General features: G+C 44.6%; 18 protein-coding genes and 1 pseudogene. 9 read left to right on the top strand and 10 right to left on the bottom strand.

Annotated elements, in window-relative coordinates; all coding sequences use genetic code 11:
- Positions 1-322 precede the first annotated feature (322 nt).
- Positions 323-826: an acyl-CoA thioesterase gene (locus tag ACED45_RS14040; protein ID WP_019822926.1), complete on the top strand. Its 504-nt coding sequence runs from the start codon at positions 323-325 to the stop codon at positions 824-826.
- 233 nt (positions 827-1,059) lie between these two features.
- Entirely contained in the window at positions 1,060-1,332 is a 273-nt protein-coding gene (locus tag ACED45_RS14035) for a hypothetical protein (RefSeq protein ID WP_048661044.1), read from the top strand.
- A 637-nt stretch (positions 1,333-1,969) separates the two neighbouring features.
- Here ACED45_RS14035 and malG read toward each other — a convergent pair.
- The 3 genes from malG to malE form a co-directional block, all read right to left on the bottom strand.
- Complete coding sequence (gene malG / locus ACED45_RS14030) at positions 1,970-2,860, bottom strand: maltose ABC transporter permease MalG (RefSeq protein WP_019822930.1); 891 nt, start codon at positions 2,858-2,860, stop codon at positions 1,970-1,972.
- Positions 2,861-2,871: 11 nt separating this feature from the next.
- Positions 2,872-4,443, bottom strand: a complete 1,572-nt coding sequence (gene malF / locus ACED45_RS14025) for a maltose ABC transporter permease MalF (RefSeq protein ID WP_017060049.1) — start codon at positions 4,441-4,443, stop codon at positions 2,872-2,874.
- An 81-nt stretch (positions 4,444-4,524) separates the two neighbouring features.
- Positions 4,525-5,709, bottom strand: a complete 1,185-nt coding sequence (malE, locus tag ACED45_RS14020) for a maltose/maltodextrin ABC transporter substrate-binding protein MalE (protein ID WP_048661042.1) — start codon at positions 5,707-5,709, stop codon at positions 4,525-4,527.
- Positions 5,710-6,374: 665 nt separating this feature from the next.
- On the opposite strand from malE, the gene malK reads away from it, so the two are divergent.
- Complete coding sequence (malK, locus tag ACED45_RS14015; protein ID WP_017060047.1) at positions 6,375-7,487, top strand: maltose/maltodextrin ABC transporter ATP-binding protein MalK; 1,113 nt, start codon at positions 6,375-6,377, stop codon at positions 7,485-7,487.
- A 240-nt stretch (positions 7,488-7,727) separates the two neighbouring features.
- On the opposite strand, the gene ACED45_RS14010 is transcribed toward malK, so the two are convergent.
- Together ACED45_RS14010 and ACED45_RS14005 are read right to left on the bottom strand one after the other, a co-directional pair.
- Positions 7,728-7,928: a hypothetical protein gene (locus ACED45_RS14010; RefSeq protein WP_010431457.1), complete on the bottom strand. Its 201-nt coding sequence runs from the start codon at positions 7,926-7,928 to the stop codon at positions 7,728-7,730.
- A 209-nt stretch (positions 7,929-8,137) separates the two neighbouring features.
- On the bottom strand, positions 8,138-10,054 hold the full coding sequence (locus ACED45_RS14005; RefSeq protein WP_048662415.1) for a methyl-accepting chemotaxis protein: 1,917 nt from the start codon (positions 10,052-10,054) through the stop codon (positions 8,138-8,140).
- Between the two features lie 456 nt (positions 10,055-10,510).
- Here ACED45_RS14005 and ACED45_RS14000 point away from each other — a divergent pair, with 456 nt between their 5' ends.
- Genes ACED45_RS14000 through ACED45_RS13975 form a run of 6 tightly spaced genes read left to right on the top strand, consistent with a single transcriptional unit; the run spans position 10,511 to position 17,453 of the window.
- Entirely contained in the window at positions 10,511-11,467 is a 957-nt protein-coding gene (locus ACED45_RS14000; RefSeq protein ID WP_048662416.1) for an AAA family ATPase, read from the top strand.
- 10 nt (positions 11,468-11,477) lie between these two features.
- Complete coding sequence (locus ACED45_RS13995) at positions 11,478-12,404, top strand: DUF58 domain-containing protein (protein ID WP_102267585.1); 927 nt, start codon at positions 11,478-11,480, stop codon at positions 12,402-12,404.
- On the top strand, positions 12,401-12,886 hold the full coding sequence (locus tag ACED45_RS13990; protein WP_210441293.1) for a DUF4381 domain-containing protein: 486 nt from the start codon (positions 12,401-12,403) through the stop codon (positions 12,884-12,886). The genes ACED45_RS13995 and ACED45_RS13990 overlap by 4 nt, the downstream gene beginning before the upstream one ends.
- Positions 12,879-13,871: a vWA domain-containing protein gene (locus tag ACED45_RS13985; protein ID WP_102267590.1), complete on the top strand. Its 993-nt coding sequence runs from the start codon at positions 12,879-12,881 to the stop codon at positions 13,869-13,871. The genes ACED45_RS13990 and ACED45_RS13985 overlap by 8 nt, the downstream gene beginning before the upstream one ends.
- Complete coding sequence (locus ACED45_RS13980) at positions 13,864-15,768, top strand: vWA domain-containing protein (RefSeq protein ID WP_371714291.1); 1,905 nt, start codon at positions 13,864-13,866, stop codon at positions 15,766-15,768. Before ACED45_RS13985 ends, ACED45_RS13980 begins: the two co-directional genes overlap by 8 nt.
- A 2-nt stretch (positions 15,769-15,770) precedes the next feature.
- Positions 15,771-17,453, top strand: coding sequence for a BatD family protein (locus ACED45_RS13975; protein WP_371714290.1), 1,683 nt, complete (start codon positions 15,771-15,773; stop codon positions 17,451-17,453).
- 135 nt (positions 17,454-17,588) lie between these two features.
- Here ACED45_RS13975 and ACED45_RS13970 read toward each other — a convergent pair.
- From ACED45_RS13970 to ACED45_RS13950, 5 genes and pseudogenes are all read right to left on the bottom strand, one after another.
- Positions 17,589-19,733, bottom strand: a pseudogene (locus ACED45_RS13970) (GGDEF domain-containing protein).
- 336 nt (positions 19,734-20,069) lie between these two features.
- On the bottom strand, positions 20,070-20,819 hold the full coding sequence (pstB, locus tag ACED45_RS13965) for a phosphate ABC transporter ATP-binding protein PstB (RefSeq protein ID WP_004732036.1): 750 nt from the start codon (positions 20,817-20,819) through the stop codon (positions 20,070-20,072).
- A gap of 90 nt (positions 20,820-20,909) precedes the next feature.
- Complete coding sequence (gene pstA / locus ACED45_RS13960) at positions 20,910-21,773, bottom strand: phosphate ABC transporter permease PstA (protein ID WP_048661034.1); 864 nt, start codon at positions 21,771-21,773, stop codon at positions 20,910-20,912.
- 15 nt (positions 21,774-21,788) lie between these two features.
- On the bottom strand, positions 21,789-22,718 hold the full coding sequence (gene pstC / locus ACED45_RS13955; RefSeq protein WP_371714289.1) for a phosphate ABC transporter permease subunit PstC: 930 nt from the start codon (positions 22,716-22,718) through the stop codon (positions 21,789-21,791).
- A 111-nt stretch (positions 22,719-22,829) separates the two neighbouring features.
- Positions 22,830-23,651 (bottom strand): phosphate ABC transporter substrate-binding protein, encoded by an 822-nt coding sequence (locus ACED45_RS13950; protein WP_371714288.1) that lies wholly within the window; start codon positions 23,649-23,651, stop codon positions 22,830-22,832.
- Positions 23,652-23,995 lie beyond the last annotated feature (344 nt).

Below are 23,995 nucleotides of genomic sequence, written 5' to 3'. Positions count from 1 at the left end.
CTCATTAGTGATTGTACTCACTTAACTCAGTGTCCAAAACTGCTGGTGCGGATCACCTAGCATTGCGCTAGGTGTTTTTTTTTGTAATCGACCTATCTAGTGACTTAATCAGTATTTCTAATCTTTTGCTTGCTATGACTTCATCCATGTTTGCCATTCGCCTCATACACCTTTAAACACCGATATTCATCAACTGATCATCTGTTTGAAAAAAATTGTCTTAACCGTGAGATTATCCGCTTTAACTTATGTCATCTTAAGTATATTGTTATTAGTAAGTAACAAGCATGTTATGCAGCAAAATAATAATGAAGGAAGATAGATGAGCAGTAGCAATAGCCGACAAGATGGCAAACGAGACGTTACTCTGCGTTTTTTAGCTGAACCCGGGGATGTGAACTTTGGTGGTAAAGTTCATGGTGGGGCAGCAATGAAGTGGATCGATTTAGCAGCCTACGCTTGTTCCGCAGGGTGGAGCGGTAAATACTGTATAACAGCTTATGCAGGCGGAATTCGATTCGTTGCTCCAATTCACGTAGGCAACCTTGTGGAAGTAAGTGCAAAGGTCATCTATACAGGTTCATCTTCAATGCATATCGCTATCGACGTGCAAGCCAGCGACCCTAAAGAGCTCAATAACCGCCTAACAACTCACTGTATCGTTATTATGGTCGCTGTCGATGAGAATGGTAACCCGACTAAAGTGCCAGAGTGGATACCAGAGACGCCAGAAGACATCGAATTACGAGATTCGGCTATTCGCCTAATGAACATGCGAAAACAGATTGGTGAAGAGATGGAAGCTCACGTGAAGTACCTTAAGTAAGGTCCACCAGCTCCTCCCCTGCAAACCCTATTACAATGCCAAGCACCTGCTTGGCATTGATCTATTTGATACCTTCGTGCTCTACACAGCCAAATCCGCTGCACACCCAATACAGACAATAAGAGCGTGATACCCAGCCAAAGGTGGCAATGAATCGGTACTTGTTCACTGATTTATTTTGACTGTAATAAAGTCGTCATTTTGCTCTGATTAAATACCGCCAATCATAATGGATGTACTTAAATTTCCCGGAGCCACACTTGAGCGTCACACGCCCCACTCTTAGCGAATCTACACTGAACAATTTGAAGGCTGTTGAGTATCAATGGGTTAGAACTTTGTACGTCGAAGGCTACGACAGCAATGAAATCAACCACTATATCCAGACGTGCTTCGGCGGCGACCCAACGTTTGCGGATCTGTTTCGTCGTGTCGCACTCGATCAAGAGAGCATCTATGTATTACTGCAGCATTTAGGTTGCGCACCTTCAAGCAAAGAGTTCTAGCAGCTAGAACTCATTATCCACATTCTGTAGCTACCCATTCTATGTTCATCCATCCCGGCGTTTTGATCATTAGCTCTCAACTATAACTCCAGTGTAGTTTCATATCCCTGAGTTATAACCATTTAAAACTCACAGCCACATCCCGTTTCTATATGCACTTTCTGTGCAATTTCATCATTTGTTGCATACAAATCATTGAAGTATCACGCATTGGATTATTAGCAATATATCAATAGATCAACAGCCCCTTATACTGAGTGTCTGATTTGTGAGACTCGTTCACGCCTTCAAGTAAGAGGAATGAGTCAAGAAATGTGTAGGAGAGAAGTGACTCGAAGCTTTTAATATTAAAGCGCTTATCAGCACAATAACGGTGATGGATACTAGAGTTGACGAGTAAAGCAGACACAAAGACAAAACAAAAAGTAGCGGGCATAAAAAAACCCAAGTAAATACCTGGGTTAGAGTTACAAAAACCACTAATCATTAATAGCGTAAGGAACCTGATTAGTAGCCAGCTATGCGTAACCTGAGGGTTATTTTTATTACTGATCGGCGGCCAAACCAAATGATGTAATAAAAATGCCAATATAGAGCGACCTAACGGTCACTCTTTTTCTTTCTTATAGAGTACAGCTTATCCTTTTACACCACCTGCCGTCAAACCGCCAACTAACCAACGTTGAGCAAGTAAGAACACGATAGTAATCGGAAGTGCTGATAGTACAGCCGCTGCCGCAAAGTCACCCCATAGGTAGTTCTGAGGGTATAAGTACTGCTGCATACCTACTGCTAGCGTATAAGAGTTCACATCTGTAAGTAGTATAGATGCTACTGGTACTTCACCAACTGTTGCGATAAATGACAGGATAAACACAACCGCTAGGATTGGCACAGACAACGGTAGTAGAACCAGTCTGAATGCTTGCCAAGGCGTTGCACCATCAAGGGCTGCTGCCTCTTCCAGAGAGTTATCAATCGTTTCAAAGTAACCCTTAATCGTCCATACGTGCAGTGCAATACCACCTAGGTAAGAGAAGATTAGACCACCGTGTGTGTTCAAGCCTAAGAACGGAATGTATTGACCAAGTTTGTCAAACAGCGCGTAGATTGCTACTAGAGCCAGTACTGCTGGGAACATTTGGAAAATCATCATCGCTTTCAGGATAGTTTCTTTACCTTTGAAGCGCATACGAGCAAATGCGTAAGCCGATGTCGTTGACAGTGCCACGATTAAAATCGATGTAACACCCGCCACTTTGATCGAGTTCCACAACCAAGTCAGTACTGGGAACGGAGGTGACGTTACCGAGCCATCTGCGTTCGTCACTGACATACCTAATGCTAGCTTCCAGTGTTCCAATGACGGGTTATCTGGAATCAAACTACCGGTTGCGAAGTTACCTTCACGGAACGAGATCGCGATGATCATCAGTAGTGGGAAGATAATCATTGCCAAGAAGCACCACAACACTGCATGTGTTGCCCACACTCGGTATTTAAGGCCTTTACCTTGTACCATAGCCATTGTCGTGCTCCTTAATCTTGAGACAGTTTAGTGAAACGAAGGTTTAGTAACGCTAGTGCACCAACCAATAGGAAGATAAGCGTTGCGATAGCACTTGCTAGACCGAAGTCTTGACCGCCGCCGCCTTCGAATGCAATTCGGTATGTGTAGCTTACAAGCAAGTCTGTGTAACCCGCTGGCTCAGAAGTACCAATCATGTTCGGGCCACCGTTCGTCAATAGTTGAATCATTACGAAGTTGTTGAAGTTAAAGGCAAACGCTGCAATCAATAGCGGTGTAAGCGGTTTAATCATCAATGGGAACGTAATGCGCTTAAAGTTATCCAAGAAGTTCGCACCATCGATTGCTGACGCTTCGTATAAATCATCAGGAATCGCTTTAAGCAGACCCATACATAGAATCATCATGTAAGGGAAACCGAGCCATGTGTTAACCATCAACACCATGGTTTTCGCAAGAATCGGGTCTGAGAACCAGTTAGGGCTTAAGCCGAAGATATTCTCTAGCACCATGTTGATCTCACCAAAGCTTTGGTTGAATAAACCCTTAAAGATAAGAATCGAGATAAACGCAGGGACGGCGTAAGGCAGAATCAGTAGAACACGATAAATAGAACGACCTTTCAACTCTTCCCATTGCACGATGTTAGCCAGTACAAGACCGATAACTAGCGTGAACGCTACGGTACATACCGAGAAGATAACCGTCCAAATAAAGATGCTGATAAATGGTTCTTTAATGCCATCATCTTTCCATACACGCTCAAAGTTATGTGTACCAATGCTAACCACGAAACCGGGAGAGATGGTATTACCCGTAAACTCACCGTTTGCATCAACAGGCTGGTAGAAACCCACATCCATATTTGGCTTGAGAACTTCACCCGTTTCATTGTTGATTAACGTTTCTTCATCGTCTTGAAGGGTGTAAAGCGGAGCAACAGAAGCAAACTTACGTAAGCCACTCATGCGGATGTCACCACCGTCCGGTAGATTGAAATCAACACCACTGATCGCTGCTCGGTTTTGGATGATCGCTTTGATCTTCTCTTTTTCACCTTGCGCAGACTCGATGACAGATAAGTCCATCTCGGTTTCTGTCATATTGTCTAGAGAAAATACGTCAGTCGCTAACAGCTGGTCGCCATCTTTTACGACGATCTGGTGACCATCATCTGTCTTGTACAAAGTGAATGGGTAGCTCTCACCGCTTTGGAAAGAACGGTCTAAAAGAACGGTTTGAGTACGCTCAAGAGAAAGCTGGTTTTTCGCGCTGTAGTTAGTAAACGCAAGCCCTACGGTGTATGCCAATGGGAAAAGAATGAACAAGATCATTCCGGCAATACCTGGGTAAATATAACGGTGGGCGTAAGTTTTCTTACTACCAAAAATGTAAAGTGCCAAAGCCGTTAAGATCACTGTAAGCAGCGCAAAAGCGAGCTCACCGCGAGAATACATTAGAATTGTAGCGTAGCCGTTTATTAAGCCAACGCTACCAAGCAACCCCCATTTGATGAAGACGCTTTTACTGCCTGGAAGGCTTGATGGTGCTGGGATAGCATCTGTACCTTGAACTGACTGCATAGAGGAACCTGCTAGCGATATAGATAAAAAATAGAAAAGTAAGGAGAGGTTACCCCCTCCTTAAAAGGTAGTGCTTGGTTGTTACTTAGTCATGCGACCTTCAGCAGCTTTTAGTGCTTGGTCTACTGATTGACGGCCGTCAACTACGTTGCCGATCGCTTCTTCCATGCTGTACCAGAATGTTGTGAACTGAGGGATGTTAGGCATGATTTCACCGTTCATCGCGTTGTCCATTGTTGCTGCAATACGAGTATCGCTGTCTAGTTGACGTTGGAAAGAGTTAAGAGCAACTGCACCTAGTGGCTTGTCGTCGTTTAGGCTCTTCATACCTTCATCAGTTAGTAGGTAGTTTTCCATGAACTCAACAGCTAGGTCGCGGTTTGGAGAAGCAGTGCTGATACCACCCGCCCATACACCAACGAAAGGTTTAGACGCTTTACCGTTGAATTTAGGTAACGTTGTTACGCCGTAATCTACGCCAGCTTTCTTGATGTTTTCCCAACCCCAAGGGCCGTTAATTGTCATTGCAACATTACCCGCAACAAATTCAGACTCAGCAACTGAGTAATCCATGTCTGCAGAGATAACTTTGTCTTGTACCATCTTCTCGATGAAACCTAGAGACTTCTGAACACCGTCAGTCGCTACGCCCGCATCTTTAATGTCGTAACCTTCTGCAGTCTGTTTGAATGCGTAACCGCCGTCAGCTGCAAGTAGAGGCCATGTGAAGTAAGCGCCGCCACGTAGAGGCCACATGATCGCTTTTTTGCCATCTTTTTTAAGTTCAGCATCAAGTGCTGGGATTTCTTCCCAAGACTTAGGAGGGTTAGGAACAAGTGCTTTGTTGTAGATTAGTGAAACTGACTCAACCGCTACAGGGTATGCGATTGTTTTACCTTCGTATGAAACAGCGTCCCATGCGAAGTCTACGATACCTTCTTTAGTTTCTTTAGAAGGTTTGATATCAACAAGAAGCCCTGCTTCTGCATAGCCGCCAAAACGGTCATGAGCGTAGAAGATCATGTCTGGGCCATCGCCAGCTGCTGCTACTTGAGGGAATTTCTCTTCTAGCTTATCAGGGAAAGCAACGGTTACTTTAACACCAGTATCTTCTTCGAAGCGTTTACCTACTTCAGCCATGCCTTCATAAGCTTTGTCACCACCTACCCAGATTGTTAGTTGTCCTTCTTCGATAGCAGCATTTGCACCAAAAGAACCCAGAGCAACTATTGTACCTAGAGCTACAGCGCTTAGAGCGTTTTTCATGTGAATATCCTTTTTATATTTATACGTAGGGCACATCTACCAAGACGAGCCAGTTTTCGGAGGTTATGATCTGAGAAAACAGACCATAGCTCATCATCCTAGCCACTACGCCCTAGCTATTATGGCTTAAATTCGTGATCGCCATCCGGTCAGATTAGAGACTGAAATCACAAAACGTATAGTCATCGTGATCAACATCACCGTTATGTGGTGGATTTATTTGAACTGGATCGCCAATTGAGGATAACCCCATTTATCTACTCCTCCCCTCCTACTCCCCCTAGTTAATTTTCCATTAGGAGGATGTACCCTTACGCTAATTCACCGAAACTGCAGTCATCCAAGAGTGGATAGTAAGAACCCTTTACCGGCAAGTGTTATGCGTTGACGCATTATTCATTTAGTTGGCTTCACTGCTCGCTGGTGTCTTATTATTAGCATCGAGCTAAATCTGTGATTGAATCACGGGGGAGGTTTAGCTGGATGTGGGGGAAATGGACATCAGTTTGGCTATGACGGGTGGGCTTGGTTAAAGAAGCCAAGTCTCACCCACTTTTTTCTTACTCACTCAATACTTACCCATTCCTACAGTTACTGCTGACCCAAAAATTTCTTATAATGATAAGCAGTAAAACTTAAAATTTGATCGATCGAGGACAAGCTAGATGGCGAGTGTCACGTTAAAAAACGTTTATAAATCATATGGTGATGTACAGATTTCTAAGGACGTAACCTTAGACATCAACGAAGGTGAGTTCGTAGTATTCGTTGGACCATCAGGTTGTGGTAAATCGACGCTATTACGCTGTATCGCAGGTCTAGAGGACATTACGTCTGGTGATTTGTACATTGGCGACCAACGCATGAACGACGTTGAGCCATCAAAGCGTGGCGTAGGTATGGTATTCCAATCTTACGCGCTTTACCCTCACCTTAACCTATACGACAACATGTCTTTCGGCCTTAAGTTAGCAAACGCAAACAAAGCTGAAATCGACAAGCGTGTTGAGCATGCTGCAGAAATCCTTCAGCTTGGTCACCTTCTTGAGCGTCAACCTAAAGCACTTTCTGGTGGTCAACGTCAACGTGTTGCGATTGGTCGTACTCTAGTTTCTCAACCTAACGTATTCCTACTGGATGAGCCGCTATCTAACCTAGATGCTGCGCTGCGTGTTCAAATGCGTTCACAAATCACTAAGCTACAACGTCAACTTGGTTGCACGATGATCTACGTTACCCACGACCAAGTGGAAGCGATGACAATGGCGGATAAGATCGTTGTTCTTGATGGTGGTTATGTATCTCAAGTCGGTAAGCCGCTTGACCTTTACCACTACCCTCAAAACCGTTTCGTTGCGGGCTTTATTGGCTCGCCGAAGATGAACTTCATGTCAGTTCACATCGAGCAAGCTGAAGCAGAACGCGTGTTGGTACAACTTTCTAATGGCATGACTTTCTGGATTCCTGTTGACGGGACGACAGTTAATGCTGGCGATCGTATGTCTCTGGGTATTCGCCCTGAACACTTGATGTCTGCTGAATCAGGTGACGCGACGATTGAAGCTGACGTGATGATGGTAGAGAAACTAGGTAACGAAACTCAGGTTTACCTAAACCTTGAAAGTGCTGATGCTGATGTTATCTATCGCCAGCCAGACACGTTGAAAATCGAATCAGGTGACAAGTTGGCGATTGGTATTCCAGCACACCGTTGTCACCTGTTCCACAGCGATGGCCGCGCATGTCGTCGTTTGTACAAAGAATACGGCACAGACTAATCAGTTCGTCTTTTTAGGATATAACTTGCCCATATCGAATCCCTCTTACTTTGTAAGGGGGATTTTTTATGTGTGGGAGACAAGTTTCACTAACATCGAATAGTTCGTCAGTCAGCCATTCGTGTTTCGCTATCGGCGATAAAAAAGGTCTAGCAACCGCTAGACCTTTATCTGTTAGTCAGGCTATAAACCCAACCGCTAATATCACTTCTTTCAGACATGAAACCTATCTAAATCAAATTAGTGAATTGGCGTATCATTCTGTTTGTTGAACTGGCCAAAATGCTTCTCTAACACTTCAGGTGTCAGTTTGCCTTCCGCTTCTAATCGCTTGAACTCAGCAACAATTGCTTTTTGCTCTTCAAGTGATGGTAGTTTTACCTCAGGCTCATCGCCCATCTCTTGAGTCATCTGCTCTAGTTCTTTTTCAAAATCGCTCATGATACTTACCTAAATATTAAACCTAATCAGATTTTACTCATTTCCGCTCTGTGATGCTAGGTTGATTGAAAGCAAAGCCCGAAACCAGATCAAGCTAAGGTCAGTTAGAAAGAAACAAAACCACAAAATAAAAAGAGCTGGATTCATGATTAAATGAATCCAGCTCTTAGTCTATACCGCTATCTAAGCCATGTTACAGCTTGAAAGGGTTAAAGCTTAAACGAACCAACCATCTTATCTAGACGAGAAGACAAGTCACGAAGCTCTTGGCTCGCCTCTGCAAGTTGCTCAGCAGTACCGGTTGTCACTTCATTGATTGCGTTGATCTCTTCAATGTTCTGGTTGATGGTGTGAACCACGGTCGATTGCTCTTCCGTTGCCGTAGCAACTTGCGTGTTACGGTCAGTAATATCAACGATACGGTCTGAGATACCACCCAATACGTCTACCGCTTCATCCGATGCAGATACACCCTCAAGGGTAATAACCTTACCTGCACTCATTGCCGTTACCGCATCTTTCGCATCGCTTTGCAGTTGGTTGATCATCTTCTGAATTTCTTCCGTTGAATCCGCAGTACGACTTGCTAGGTTACGAACTTCATCCGCAACGACTGCAAACCCACGACCTTGCTCACCGGCACGCGCAGCTTCAATCGCAGCGTTCAATGCAAGTAAGTTGGTTTGCTCAGAAATATCACGGATAACACCCAGAATAGAGCCAATATCTTGAGTAGTAGAAGCCAGTTGCTCTACTACCTGCCCGGTGCTTTCGATGTCTTGCGCCAAACGGCTAATCGCATCTTTTGCTTTGTTAACCACAGAGCGGCCAACTTCAGTATTACCCGAAGCTTGTGTTGCCGTTTCAGCTGCGGTTGCCGCGTTCGATGCAATCTCGCTGATGGTCATACCCATTTGGTTAATGGCAGCAACCACTTGAAGGGTTTGATCACGTTGCTCTTGGCTGTTGTCATGGGTGATATGTGCTTTATTAGAAACACTCTCTGCTGCCACTTGAAGCGCTTGGCTTGTCGAACACACCTCTTTCATCGACTCGTGAATCTTTTCAATGAATCCATTGAAGCCTTTTGAAAGCTGAGCGATTTCATCATTGCCTTTCACTTCGATACGCTGCGCAAGGTCACCGTCGCCTTCACCTAGGTCGCCGAAACGCTTAGCCAAAAGTTTAATCGGCTGAGTAATACTGTTCGCCAGTACTACACCCATTAGGATAAACGCTAATGCCACAACCGCCGTCATGATCAGCATCTTTTGTGCCGTCTCATCTAGCTCAGCAAATACTTCGCCTGTTGGTACCACACCAATGACAAACCAGTCCATCGACGACACGTATAAACTCGCAACGAACAGCTCTTGGCCTTGGCTTTCAGTGGTAATCAAGTTGAAGCCTGACTTATTCAGTAGCTGACTGGCTTGAGGGCCGTAAAGTTGTTGAAGTGAAGAATCGCTGCGTGAACGTTCACGGTGAATTTGAACATCACCTTGGCTATCGGTTAAGAATACGAAGCCTGTATTCTCAATCTTAAAACCATTGAGTAGGTTAACCATGTCATCCATCGATTTTGATAGACCTGACATCGCCAAACCTGAAGGCTGTTGGTAGTTAGCAAACATCTTCACTTCGCCATTAGCTTCTTGGAACATGCTCACCATAGTCGGCTGTCCAGATTGCGTAAAGCCAAAGAACCAACCATCTTGCTGTTGGTTTAACTGACGCAGGAAACCATTTTGGTTCCAATAGTAAGCCGTTTGACGGTTCGCCACTGAAGCATCGTTTAACTGATATTGGTTACGAACATTATTCAGCTGTTTGACCAATTTGTTCTCTAGTGCAGGATCGCGATCGGTCGATTCAATCGCATCAGAAATAAATTCATTTGAAGCAATTTGCTCCGCTGCTAGCAATAGCTGAGACACTTCACGATCAATCTCGCCATTGATTCGCTCTAGCATTCCTGGAAGTTCAATATCGATCAATCGATGGCTTAATACATCTCTTGCTTGTTGTTGTGCCATCGCGCCGACAATCACTGTCGATGCAAGAACCGCAAAGGTAATTCCAAGTACAACTTTTTGCTTGATACTCAGAGAGTTAGTTTTAAACATATTTGGACCTTTAAAAAGAATCGCTCGTTATTGGTATACCCTGAACAGGACTTTTTTAGTGCACTCCAACAAGCAATGCACAATCTGAGTGATGTATCGGCCACAACTAATAAAACTAGAGACTTTTCTCTCAAAAAATTGCAAATATGATGTAACATTTAAAAACATTCACATTAAACATGAATTAACTAGACAAACACCGCATTGTCGAGAGTCGATTTTTAGCTCTCAGCCCTCAGATCTAACCGAACTCAAACCACTCTCCACCGTCGAGCTTTTGTATATAAAAACCAATTGATATGGTAATAATCACAACCTAACGATGTTTTTAGCTAAACACTTGTTAATATTTCCAATTTTGAAAAAATAAATTACGCAAATGTACTGGAACTTTTTCCTAGTAATCAGTGACCAATACTCAAAATAAAAATCAAATGGATACCCAGAGAGTCCAAAATGCACAAAACAAATTTCGAAGTCCTTCAAAACTATCTAGAGTCTCAAATTATTGGTCAAAAAGAGCTCGTTAAGCAACTGATGATCGCCCTTTTAGCGGATGGTCATATCCTCGTTGAAGGGCCTCCGGGGTTGGCAAAAACCCGCGCCGTAAAATCACTGGCTGATTGCGTTGAAGGGGATTTCCACCGCATTCAATTTACGCCAGACTTACTGCCTGCTGACTTGACTGGTACCGATATTTTCCGACCAGAGACAGGGGAGTTCACTTTCCAATCAGGCCCAATTTTCAACTCGCTTATTCTAGCGGATGAGATCAACCGTGCTCCGGCGAAAGTTCAAGCGGCTATGTTGGAAGCGATGGCAGAAAAACAAGTCACTGCCGGTCGAAAAACCTATGCGCTACCTGAACTGTTTTTGGTGATGGCAACACAGAACCCGATTGAGCAAGAAGGCACATACCCACTGCCAGAAGCCCAACTAGACCGTTTCTTACTTCACCTTGAAGTTGAATACCCAGATATGGAGAGTGAGCTTGAGATCCTGCGACTCAACCGCGGTGAAGCTCAAGGCAACGAATCTGTTCAGCCACAAGAGATATCTCAGCAAACTATCTTCGAAGCTCGCCAAGAAGTGCTCAACATTCACATGGCAGACACCATTGAGCAGTACATAATCAGACTGGTAATGGCGACTCGCCAACCTAAACAATACAGCGACCAACTTGATCAATGGTTAGACATGGGTGTTAGCCCGCGTGCAACCATCGCGTTAGACCGTTGTGCTCGCGCTCACGCTTGGCTTGCTGGCCGCGATTATGTTACTCCACAAGATGTTCAAGCGATGGCATTCCCTGTATTGCGCCACCGCCTGCTTCGCAGCTACCACGCACAAGCTGAAGGGGTCACTGCAAACCAAGTGATCGCACACCTTATCTCGTTGGTTGGCAGCGCATAGGGATACGCGCATGAATAATCAATTACCCAACCATAGTGACGGCGTCACGTTAAATCTGGATGAACTGCTGCAATACAAAGCGCAGTCTGTTCGCTGGTTGCCTCCAGCCAAGAGCCTGTGGTCGCAACTTAATGGTCAACACGAGAGCAATCGTAAAGGTCGCGGGATGAATTTCTCTGAGGTTCGTCAATATCAGGCAGGCGACGATATCCGCAGCATTGATTGGCGCGTCACGGCTAGAACAGGCAAGGCGCACACCAAACTGTTTTCTGAAGAAAGAGAACAGCCTGTGATTTTGTTCTTGGACCTATCAAGTAGTATGATTTTCGGCTCAACCTTGCTGCTTAAATCGGTTCAACTCGCACACTTTGCCAGCCAACTTTGTTGGTTAACCGTCGCTCAAAAAGACCGGATTGGCGCAGTGATAGATACTGGCCAAGAGATCATTGAGATTAAACCAAGTGCTAGCAACCATGCTCCGCTGCGTATTTTACAAAAAGTCATAGAAATCAATAACGCAGCGCTGACCAACCAAGACAATCACAGCGACACAACCTTAGAGCATGGATTGAAGTCTCTTCATCAGCTTTGCCCGAAAGGCAGCGATATCATTATGCTCAGTGACTTTGTCCGTTATAACGAAAGTAATTACTCACTTATCAATCAAATACGTCGACATAATCGAGTTCGCTTAGTGCATTTTTACGACCCATTAGAACAAGGTGTTACTTCATTCAAAGGTTCAAAACAGATCACCGATGGCAATAAAACCCAATGGTTTAACTTTTCATCAAACAGGGAAAAGGAAAAGCTCAGTCACGCATTTGATCAGAAGCAACAACAACTGATGCAAATGAGCCTTTCTCTGGCGATCCCATACAGTTCATTGTCTTGTGCGCAATCGTTAATGAGCCAAGTGTCAGGAGTTCAGTCATGAATCAACCTCTCGACTTGAGCCCTATTATTACACCAAGCGCACCGTCATGGTGGCCTTTGGCATGGGGGTGGTGGGCTGTGATTATCACGGCCATTGTTGTGATCGCCTTAGTATTTTTCATTATAAAACGCAGACAAAAGAACCAATACGCGAAGAACGAAGCACTTGCTTGCTTTCGTAACAGTCAGCCTTCAAATACCTTGTCTCCGAGCGCAGCTCAAGACATCGTTCGTCAGGCTGCATTGAGCTATTTTCCACGCGACAAAGTGGCAGGCTTATCTGGTGATGATTGGTTGGCTTTTTTAGATGCGCAATTAGCGAAGCCGTTATTTGTAGCAAAACAACCCCAGTGGCAGCAAGCGCTCTATCAAAATGCAGCCCTAATGAACGACGAACAGAAAAAGGCTCAACAGCAATTGGTTAATGACTGCGAAACCTGGCTTCGTAAAGCCCTTCCTCCAAAGCGAGGTCGTTATGACTGATCTTTTAAACACGAGCTTACTAAATATTGAATTCGTTTGGTGGTGGATGCTGTTCCTAGCGCCCTTGCCGATCCTTGTTTACTTATTCTCACCAAAATCAGAATCAAGCAGCGCTCTAAGGCTTCCGTTTTTGCCCGAGGACAGCAATACCCAAACACCGAGCAGTCGCTTACCCAAAGCCTTGTCAGTCATCATCTGGCTTTTATTGGTAACGGCCATGGCACGTCCAGTTTGGTACGGTGAACCAGTTGAGTTTCAGCCGAAACACCGTGATTTGATGTTGGTTGTCGACCTCTCCTACTCCATGAGCCAAGAAGACATGCAATTCAATGGCGAATACATCGATCGCTTATCTGCGGTAAAACATGTATTGAGTGACTTTATTGAACGACGAAAAGGCGACCGAGTCGGATTGGTGCTATTTGCTGATCACGCCTACTTGCAGACGCCACTGACGTTAGACAGAGACACGCTTTCACAACAGCTCAATCAAGCGGTGTTAAAGCTTATCGGTACTCAAACTGCGATCGGTGATGGTATCGGCCTTGCCACCAAAACCTTTGTCGATAGCGATGCCCCTCAGCGTGTAATGATTCTACTCAGTGACGGCAGCAATACCGCGGGCGTATTAGATCCACTTGAAGCTGCCGATATTGCTAAGAAGTACAACGCGACGATTTACACCGTGGGTGTCGGTGCGGGTGAAATGATGGTCAAAGAGTTCTTCATGACTCGTAAGGTCAATACTGCTCAAGACTTGGATGAACGCACCCTAATGGAAATTGCCAAACGCACTGGCGGTCAGTACTTCCGTGCGCGTGACAGCAAAGAGCTAGCAACGATTTACGACACCATCAACCAGTTAGAACCCGTGACGAACGCCACTAAGATATGGCGACCACAACAAGAGTGGTTTGTGTGGCCTCTGTCTGCGGCAATGTTCTTCGCATTTATGCTGTTAGCCATTAGGAGAAACAATGTCTAACTTTACTTTTATCTACCCATATTGGTTCTTGGCTCTTGCCGTGCTGCCCGCTATTTGGTGGCTTAGCAAGAGACAATCCAAGCAAGGGTTATTGGCGTCACACATCGCCCGTTATTTGGCTCCTGAATCGAACAAACCCTCGAAAAACCGCAGCACTTATTTCGGTGTTTGGTGGTTGGTCGGTGTCATCGCATTGGCCGGTCCAAGCTTTGAAAAAAATGAACAGCCAAGCTTTGAAAAAACGCAGGCACGAGTTGTGATCATGGATATGTCGATGTCTATGTATGCCACTGACATTAAACCGAACCGTTTAACACAGGCGCGATACAAGGCTCTGGATCTGCTTTCGTTATGGAAAGAAGGCCTAACAGGAATGGTGGCATACGCCGGAGATGCTTACACCATCAGTCCGCTAACGTCAGACATCAACACCATCAAGAACCTCGTACCCAACCTATCACCAGATATCATGCCCTTCCAAGGCGGCAATGCAGCATCGGCAGTTAAGCTCGCGATTGAGATGATGACTCGCGCTCATATCTACCAAGGCGATCTGGTACTGATTGCTGATGATATTGATGGTCAAGAGAAGAAAGATATCGACTCACTACTCTCTGGTAGTAATTGGACGTTATCAGTCTTGGCTGTAGGTACGGAAAGCGGCGCGCCGATCTCATTACCTACAGGTTCGATGTTACAGACTGACTCCGGACAAACCGTGGTTGCGAAAACCAACTTAGACAATATGCGCGACCTGACTCGTCGCTCTGGCGGCACATTCACTGAGGTACAATTTGATAACTCAGACGTTGAACACATCGCAAGTTATCTCGATCGAATTGCTACAACATCAGAAGTGACTAAAACCAATAACTCGCTCAATACCAGAGTGAACAACGGTTTCTGGTTATTGCCGTTTTTGTTACTTCCTGCCCTTGGGCTATTTCGAAAAGGGGTTATTTGGTGTGGCCTAGCTGTGCTTGTATCGTTCAGCCAGCCGAATTCTGCGTTTGCGAATCCTTGGAAAACCGATGATCAGGTGGGTTATCAGTTATATAAAGATGAGGACTTTCAACAAGCCGCAGAACAGTTCGAACAGCAAGAATGGAAAGGCATTGCGCAATACAAAGCCGGTGATTTCGAAGCGGCCGAACAGACGCTACAAAGCCTTTCCGGCGAAGATGCTCGCTACAACCTCGCCAATGCACAAGCAAAGCAAGGTAAGTACGACCAAGCGATAAAAGAGTATCAACGCATTCTCGAAAGCAACCCTGAACATGCTTATGCGAAGAAGAACCTAGAGATTGTCGAACAAGCTCAGAAGCAACAGCAACAGCAACAGCAACAGCAACAGCAACAGCAACAGCAACAGCAACAGCAAGGTGATTCTGAATCCAAAGATCAGAAAGACCAAGACCAGCAAAATGATTCTTCGAAAAGCTCGCAGGATCAACAACAAAGCTCTACTGACAATGGCAAGTCGCAAAGTCAAAGCGGCAACCAAGATCAAAGCAACAAACAAGATCAAAGTGAAAACCAAGCTCAGAATACTGACCAAAGCCAAGCTGATAACCGCTCTGATTCCAAGATGGATGAAGAAAACGACAAGCAAGCTGTGCAACAAAACAAAGCGGCTCAAGCAGGTAGGCCGTCACAAGACAAAGATGACTCTGCATCTCAGACAGCTCAAGCTCAAGAGGCTGCTAAGGAAGACAGTGATAACAACACTCAACAAACTTCAGCACAAGTATCAGGTCAACCTATGTCGAGCGATCCTGATATGCGAAAACTTGAACAAGTAGAAAGCGCCCGTGATCCGAGCCAACTGCTTAAAGCGCAAATGATTCTACAAGCACGACAAAAAAGTGCTCCTAACAACCAAAACAAAAAGTGGTAACCATGCGATTTTTAAACAAGCCATTTTTATCAATACTACTGACACTGCTAATCGGTGTTTTCTCGTCACATTCTGTATTAGCAGCAACCGCTGTTGCGAGTGTTTCGCAAAACAGTGTTACCAAAGATGAAGTCTTCCTACTTAGAGTGGCGACCGATGAAAAAGTATCGTCCGACGCTTTAGATCTCGCCCCCCTTCAGAAGGATTTCTACGTCGGCACCCCAAGCTTTGGGTCGTCGATGCGAATCGTAAATGGTAGCCGCACTGTGTCTAGCGAATGGAATATTACCCTTGCCCCACTTCGATTAGGCCAATTAGATATTCCTAGCTTTGATATTGAAGGGGCTAAAACTAAGCCTATCACTATCAACGTTTCGGTTAATAAAGCAGCTCCAAAGCAGAGTGATATGGCTGAATTTCAACTTAATCTCAGTAAAGACTCACTATACCCTCAAGAGGTCGCGGAGCTTGATGTAAAACTCATCATTAAGGCTGATCCTAGAAGACTGCAAGATCCTAAAATTGCACCACCAAGTTCAGCAAAATTAGACGTTGAGCCGATTGGAGAGTCTAAGCAATTTCAAGATGTTATCAACGGACAAGAAGTCACCGTTGTTCAGCAATCTTTCCATATATCGTCACAGCAAGCAGGACAATTTCAGCTTCAAGGGCCAAAGTTAACTGGTGCAGTTGTTTACTCAACCAACAACTCAAGCACAACGCGCCTTTTCCAGCTCGACACGCCTGTTGAAACCTTAGATGTCACAGTAAATCCGGTACCAAAAGGCTATCAAGGTGAGTGGTTACCAACATCGAACTTCAAGTTGATTCAGAAATGGTCAGATAGCCAAGGCAACGAGCTGACAGATAGCAATACTTTAGGTGGCGAGAAGCAGAATATTGAAATGGAAGCAGGTGATTCGTTAACTCGTACCATCACAATGACAGCCAGCAACTTGACCCAGCATCAACTGCCAAAACTGAAGATCACCTACCCTAAATCGGTACGTGTTTATGAAGAGAAACCGCAATTTGGCACTACCCAATCCGGTAATGCTCTCGTTGTGTATAAACAGGTTCTAATCCCTAAGGAATCTGGAAGCATCTCTCTGCCTGATGTTTCTCAAACTTGGTTTAACACCGATTCGCAATCACAAAAGACCAGTAAAGCTCTTGGACTTGAGTTGTCGGTTCAGGCAAGTGATCGCGCGATCTCAAGCACGCCGCCGCCTCTGACAGAAACACCAACCAAACAAGCCAGCCCGACGATTGTTACCGTTGATACCCCTGGCATATGGCCTTACCTAACCGCGCTGTTCGCTGCCTTGTGGTTAATCAGTTCTACAGTTGCTTTCTACTTCTGGTCACGCCGCGGCACAACAGTAAAACCAAAGCGCCAAGATGAACATCAATCCGATACAGCCGAAGCGCTGATTACCGCGCTGAAAGCGAAAGATGGGGTGATGACGAGAACCTTGTTTGAGCAATGGAAAACAGAAAACTCAAGCTTGAGTGGTGAAACGTTAGAAGCAATTGAAGCGGAGCTAACCAAGCTCAACCAAAGCCTCTATGCTGAAACTGGATCACCAAGTCAGTCATGGGATCCAGCTCTAGCAATCAAAGCGGTTAAGAAGCCAAAACGCATCTCGAACAAAGCTCATAAGAGCACGTTAGAAAGGCTTTAATTAACCAGCCATCTAAATAAGCAGAACGCTAGTTAAGCAGAGAATCTAAGTAAACAAAAAAACGAAGCCGTGATGATCACATTGTGATCATCACGGCATCAGTCGTTTTTAAGAGATGAAAAAATAAATGCCACACTAAGTCAGTGGCGTCGCAACCTTTCTTCGCTTTAGAGCAGAGACAATTCGATTTCGCCCTGAGTCTTTGGCTTGATACAAAGCTTTGTCTGCCTTGCCATACAGCAAATCGAAATCGAATTGATGCTGGTCTGAGGTTATCGACGCGTAACCAACAGATGCAGTTAAATACTGGCTGGTGCTGCTTTCACAATGAAGGATCTTCGCCTCTTCAATGCATTTTCTGATCGACTCTGCACGCTGTTTAGTTTCAGAGTGATGAGTGCCGATCATCAACAACATAAACTCTTCACCACCAATACGACAGAAAGTTTCCTTATCGCTATGAACATGAGCATTAAGTATCTTGCCGATGGTTCGCAGAGCAGCGTCACCCTCTGTATGACCATAAACACTGTTGTACAAGCCAAAATGATCTAAATCGACAAGTATAAGCCCAAATGTAATTTCATGTTGTGTGGCAAAAGCACCTTGATCGTCGCAGTTCAAATCTTCTAAGACCTGCGACAGCATACGACGGTTTCCAAGACGTGTTAGAGGGTCTAATTTAGAAATAATATCCAACTGTTCATTGGCTCTTTCAAGCTCTTGAGTGCGTTTGCTGACCTCTTGTTCAAGCGTTTCATTGAGCTTTTTCAGCTCCTCTTGAGCCATGGTTCTTTGCAATACCTCTGCAAGGCTAGAGGCAAATATACGAATCACTTCGCGAAGCTGTGAAGTTAAGGGACTGCGAGTTAACAAGTTATCAGCTGCGATAAACGCAATCGGCTCACCCGTGTTTGTGGTGAGCATAGTCATGGCCGTCCAACCGACTCCGACAATATTGAAGTCGTGATAAATAGGGACTGATTCTTCAAACGCCACTTGATTAGGGCAAGCACGAGCTGCGGCTACGATGTCTCGCTCTACCAGCTCAGAGCGATAATAGGACTCATCGACAATATCGCCTTTTATGTCCGTGCCCCACGTGCCTTGCATGTAACTGCAATTTTTATCGGTGAGGAAAACCGCCAGTCGGTCGATGCCTAAATGCTGAATCGCAAAGCTCACCGCCGATTTACACACTTCACTGACAGTATCGCAGCGAGATAGCTCCACCATACTTGAGTGCAACATGCGTATATTTTGTTCTTGGCGTTTGCGAATGTAGATCTGAGAAAGCAGAGAGCCAAAGGATTCAAGCATCTGCTTTTGATAATTGGTGATGGGTGAACGGTGAATGTAGTTATCCATCGCAATCCATCCGACGGGTTTATCACCTTCACGTAAGATGAGCATTCCATTCCACCCCTGCCCGACCACTTTACCTTCCGTGTAGAGCGGGGCTTGCTCGATAACAATGAGGTTGGTGTGATTGTCAGACAAAGCTTCAATATATTCAGCTTCAAGCTAGTGTAAATCATATTGAGTATGGTGCTCACTGTTTGTCTTACCGGACTCATCAGTGCCGTATGTCCCGCTAAAACAGCGCTTTTTCATATCCAATAGCATGAAGATCGCACGATCAAATCCTAACCGATCACGAACCGCCTCAACCGAGGCTTTATACAAGGCATCCAAAGAGTCAGGATTAGAAAGCTCTAATGCCACCTGATGAACCAGTTTCATATTCTCCACAAACAGTTCACGAAGCTTTATTTCATCAAGGTACTGCGCTTCACGCGTGTCGCGGTGTTTGATCTCCAGCGCAGCGTTCTTTTCTGCACGAATGCATTGCCAGCGGGCTGCTGCAAGTTGAAGAACATCAAGATCTTGGTCGAAGGTTTGGTTGATATGCTGAGCATTGCAATTTTGAACAATTAAATAAGTTCTACAGGCAGGCGCGTTGTCGAGCATCATGATGAATGACTCTCCACCTAACACTTTCATGTGTTCCCACTTACAAGTGTTGATAGACATTGGGAGCACGCCATCTGCGGTATCGAATTGAGAAACCCAAGGCCAAAACGTAGCAGGATAATTTGCCAGAGACGTTAGCTCTCCATAAGAAAACAAGGGGAACGAATCGACTTCTGGTATCGGTTCTGCAAATATCCCAATCCCTTTTGGAGCAAGCATCTTAGTCAAGTAGTCAAAAAGAGACTCTGCCAATAAACGGTGATCACGCGTAGCAGATATTTGTTTTGCAAAGGCTTTTACAGGCACAGCTTCCGTCCATTGGCTATTGAGAATACAGCAAAAATACAGAAGCCTTGATATGCAATCAATGTAACTAAAAATGAGATGTTAAGCGGGTCGCAATTTCACTTTTTACATTATCACAAGCATGAGAAGGACTACAAAAATGGGATTTCCTGCCCAAAATTTCATCGACATTGGGACTTTTTTAAAGGTATAAAAAAACCCCACCTAAAGTGGGGCAAAACTTCCATCGCTTATAGTTATTGTGATAATTCTGTCGATCTATTCGATTATCTAACCTGCGTATCAGTTAGCGTGCTGATTTCGCTAAAAGGCCAAACACAGCACTTGAATAATCAATTAACCAAAGTCACCGTTTACGTAACCTTTAGTACGATCATCTTTTGGCTCGCTAAAGATAACACTCGTTTCGTTGTGCTCTACAAGCTCTCCCATTAGGAAGAAAGCAGTACGGTCTGAAATACGACGCGCTTGCTGCATTGAGTGCGTTACGATAACGATAGTGAAGTCTTTCTTCAGATCTTCCATCAATTCTTCAATCTTATGCGTCGCGATTGGGTCTAGAGCCGATGTTGGTTCATCCATTAGGATTACATCCGGTTCCATTGCAATGGTACGAGCGATACATAGACGCTGTTGCTGACCACCAGACAAGCCAAATGCGTGTGCTTTAAGACGGTCTTTTACTTCGTCCCAAAGTGCCGCACTGCGCAGTGAGCTTTCTACTACTTCGTCAATGTGCTTTTTGTCTTTGATACCTTGAGCACGTAGCCCGTAAGCCACGTTCTCGTAGATGCTCATTGGGAATGGGTTTGGCTTTTGGAATACCATGCCGACGCGGATACGTAGGTCAGCCACATCAATATTGCCGTAGATGTTTGTGCCATCCATATCCAGCTTACCTTTGATAGTAACGCCTTCAATTAGGTCATTCATGCGGTTCAAGCAACGTAGTAGCGTTGACTTACCACAACCAGATGGGCCAATCAGTGCCGTAACCTGACGAGTTGGAATTGGCAGGTTGATAGATTTAAGCGCTTGGTTGTCGCCGTAAAACAGATCTAGGTTCTCAATATCAAATTTGTTCATTGTCGTAATCTCTAAATTCTTAAATTCGTGTCTAGCTTGATGCTTTCTTTATCACGGAGGCTCTCTTTATTGTTGAGCCTGCTAATCAGCTTAGTAAGTTGCCGTGTTGAAGCGTCTTGCAATCAGTTTTGTAACCATGTTGATCAAGAGAACCAATACGATTAGGACTGTCGCCGTACCGTAGGCTTGGTTCCACTCATCGATAGTAAATAGCTCTGTTGTCAGCTTATATAGGTGAACCGTTAGTGTACGGCCAGAATCGAATACCGACTCAGGAACACGTGCCACCATACCTGCTGTTAAAAATACAGGTGCTGATTCGCCAATTACACGACCAATACTAAGAATGACCGAAGTTAAGATACCTGGCATTGCGCTTGGTAAGATCAAACGCCAGATAGTGTAGATTTTTGAAGCGCCAAGGCCGTATGAGCCTTCACGGTAAGTTTGTGGTACTGCCATCAATGCTTCTTCTGTAGTACGAATGATTACAGGAAGAATCAAGATACTTAGCGTTAATGCACCCGATAGAATCGAGAAGCCAAGGCCAAGGATCGAAACAAAGAAGGTCATACCGAACAGACCGAAGATAATCGATGGAATACCAGCGAGCGACTCAGTACAGAATCGAATCACTTTCACCAAACGGCTACCTACTTTCGCATATTCTGTTAGGTAGATTGCCGTCATGATGCCCAGTGGCGCTGCCACTGCAATCGATGCAATTACCATGTAGATCGTGGCGATGATCATTGGGAAAATACCACGCTCTTCACCAGTACGAGTGTAATCGTCAGTGATGAAGTTCCAATCTACGTATTGCAGACCGTTCGATAGGATGTACCAAATAATCCAGAATAAGAAACCAACGGTTACAGCCGCAGCTGCCCAGATAAAACCTTTTAAGATGTTGTCTTTGATTTGACGTGCTTGCTTTAATTTTACGCGATCCATATTACTTATCCTCGCCTACTTCGCTTTTTCACGGTTAAGATAAAGTAGAGCACCATTTAACATCATGATGAACACTAGAAGTACAACACCTGTTGCGTACAGTGCGTTAGCGTGAACGCCACTTGCGTAAGACATTTCAATTGCAATGTTTGCTGTTAGCGTACGAGCCGAATCCAAAATACCTTCTGGCATTGCTGGCGCGTTACCCATAACCATGATGATTGCCATCGTTTCGCCAAGTGCGCGACCGATACCCAAAATCACACCAGTCATAATGCCTGAACGTGCAGCAGGAACGAGTAGCTTAAAAATTGTGTAGATTTTCGAAGCGCCCAGTGCAAGTGAACCTTCTTTGTATGTACGAGGTACAGCACGAATCGAAGTTTCAGAAACCGTGATAACGGTAGGAAGAATCATGATACCCAGAACAATGATACCTGCCAGGATAGTATTACCGGCTGGTACTTGGAAAATGTTCTGAATCATTGGAACGATAATTACCAGGCCGAAGAAGCCGTAAACTACCGACGGGATACCAGCTAGAAGCTCAACTGCTGGTCGAATAATATCTGCCAGACGCTTTGGAGCAATCTCAGCAATAAAAATAGCGGTTAATACACCAACCGGCACACCAACAACTACAGCTCCAAGTGTCGAAACGATCGAGGCAACGATCATGGTTGCAACACCGAATAGAGCTGGAGGTAACCAGTCAACACCCAGAACGATGCCAGAAACACCCGCCTCTTGGAATGCAGGGATACTCTCTGCAACGATAAAGTAAGCGATAACGGCTAGTGATACGATGCCGATTACAGCACTCGATAAGAACAAGCCGTGGAAGATTCTTTCTCTCCAGTCGATGCGCTTCTTAGCACGTAGACTTGGCTTGTTGATTTGAGTCGCTTCAGTATTCATAAGCTTTTCATTATTTGCGATGGTCATATATAAAATCTCAAACTTTGTGGCTCAACAAGAGCTCGAAATAGACAAAGTTGAAAGAAAAGGCTCAGCCTAAGTTAGGCTGAGCAATAATTAAGTGTTGGTCAGTTAAGATTAGTTAACTGTGATGTAGCCTTTTTTGTCAGCGATAGCTTGAGCTTCTTCTGCAACCATCCAATCTAGGAATTGTTGAGTTTCAGCTGTTGGAGCGCCTGCTTTGTAAAGAACTAGGAAAGGACGAGCAACTTTGTAAGAACCGTTCTTAACGTTGTCTACAGTCGCAGCAGCGCCGTCGATAGTTAGAGCTTGAACAGATTCGTCAACTGTACCTAGAGAGATAAAGCCGATAGCGTATGGGTTGCTTGCTACAGAAACTTTAAGTGCGCCGTTACCGTTTGCAACTTGAGCACGTTGAGAGATAGCCGATACTTTCTTGTCGCCAATCTTCTTCTTAAGTTTCATGATGTCTTCGAATGCACCACGTGTACCAGATGCAGTATCACGAGTGATTGCTACGATTGGCTTGTCTGCACCACCAACATCTTTCCAGTTAGTGATGTCGCCTTTGTAGATTGAAGTTATTTGCTCAGCTGTAAGAGCAGATACTTCGTTATTTGGGTTAACAACAACTGCGATACCGTCACGAGCGATAACGAGCTCTTTCAGGTCAGCTGTTTTCTCTTCTTCTTTTAGGTCACGAGAAGAGATACCAAGGTCAGCACTTCCATTTTTTGCTGCTTTGATGCCTGCAGAAGAACCCGGTGCTTGAATTTCGATGAACACTGGTTCGCCTTTATTCATGTAGGTTTCTGCAAAAACTTCAACCAGTGGAGAAGCACTGTTAGAGCCAACTACAGAGATAGTTTCTTTAGCTGAAGCTGTATTCACTGTTAGAGCGCCTAGTAGTGCGATTGCACCGATAACTGTCTTTTTCATCACAAATTTCCTTTAGTGGCGTTATTGCCGTAATGTTGTTTTGCTTGAACGGTGCCCACTTTAGAATCTGAATGTGACAGTTGTGTTTCACTTAATTGAAGCCTATATGACAACTACAACTTATTTTCTTGTTTTCCCCCTACCAAATAACCTTGAAGTAATAAATTAGCCTCACTTATAGGCACTGAATATTCATTCCAACCTATTTAAGCCAAACCACTCAATATCTCGCCATCCCTTTCATTACCTAATACCACACAGGGTTCTGTGTTAAATAACCCTATCTTAAAAATGGCTAAAGCCTTGTTTGTACGATAAATAATCAGAATTTATGAAATACCTAT

It is taken from the genome of Vibrio crassostreae (assembly GCF_041439375.1).
GTDB classification, from domain to species: domain Bacteria; phylum Pseudomonadota; class Gammaproteobacteria; order Enterobacterales; family Vibrionaceae; genus Vibrio; species Vibrio crassostreae_D.
This window is presented reverse-complemented; position numbering and strand designations above follow the sequence as displayed.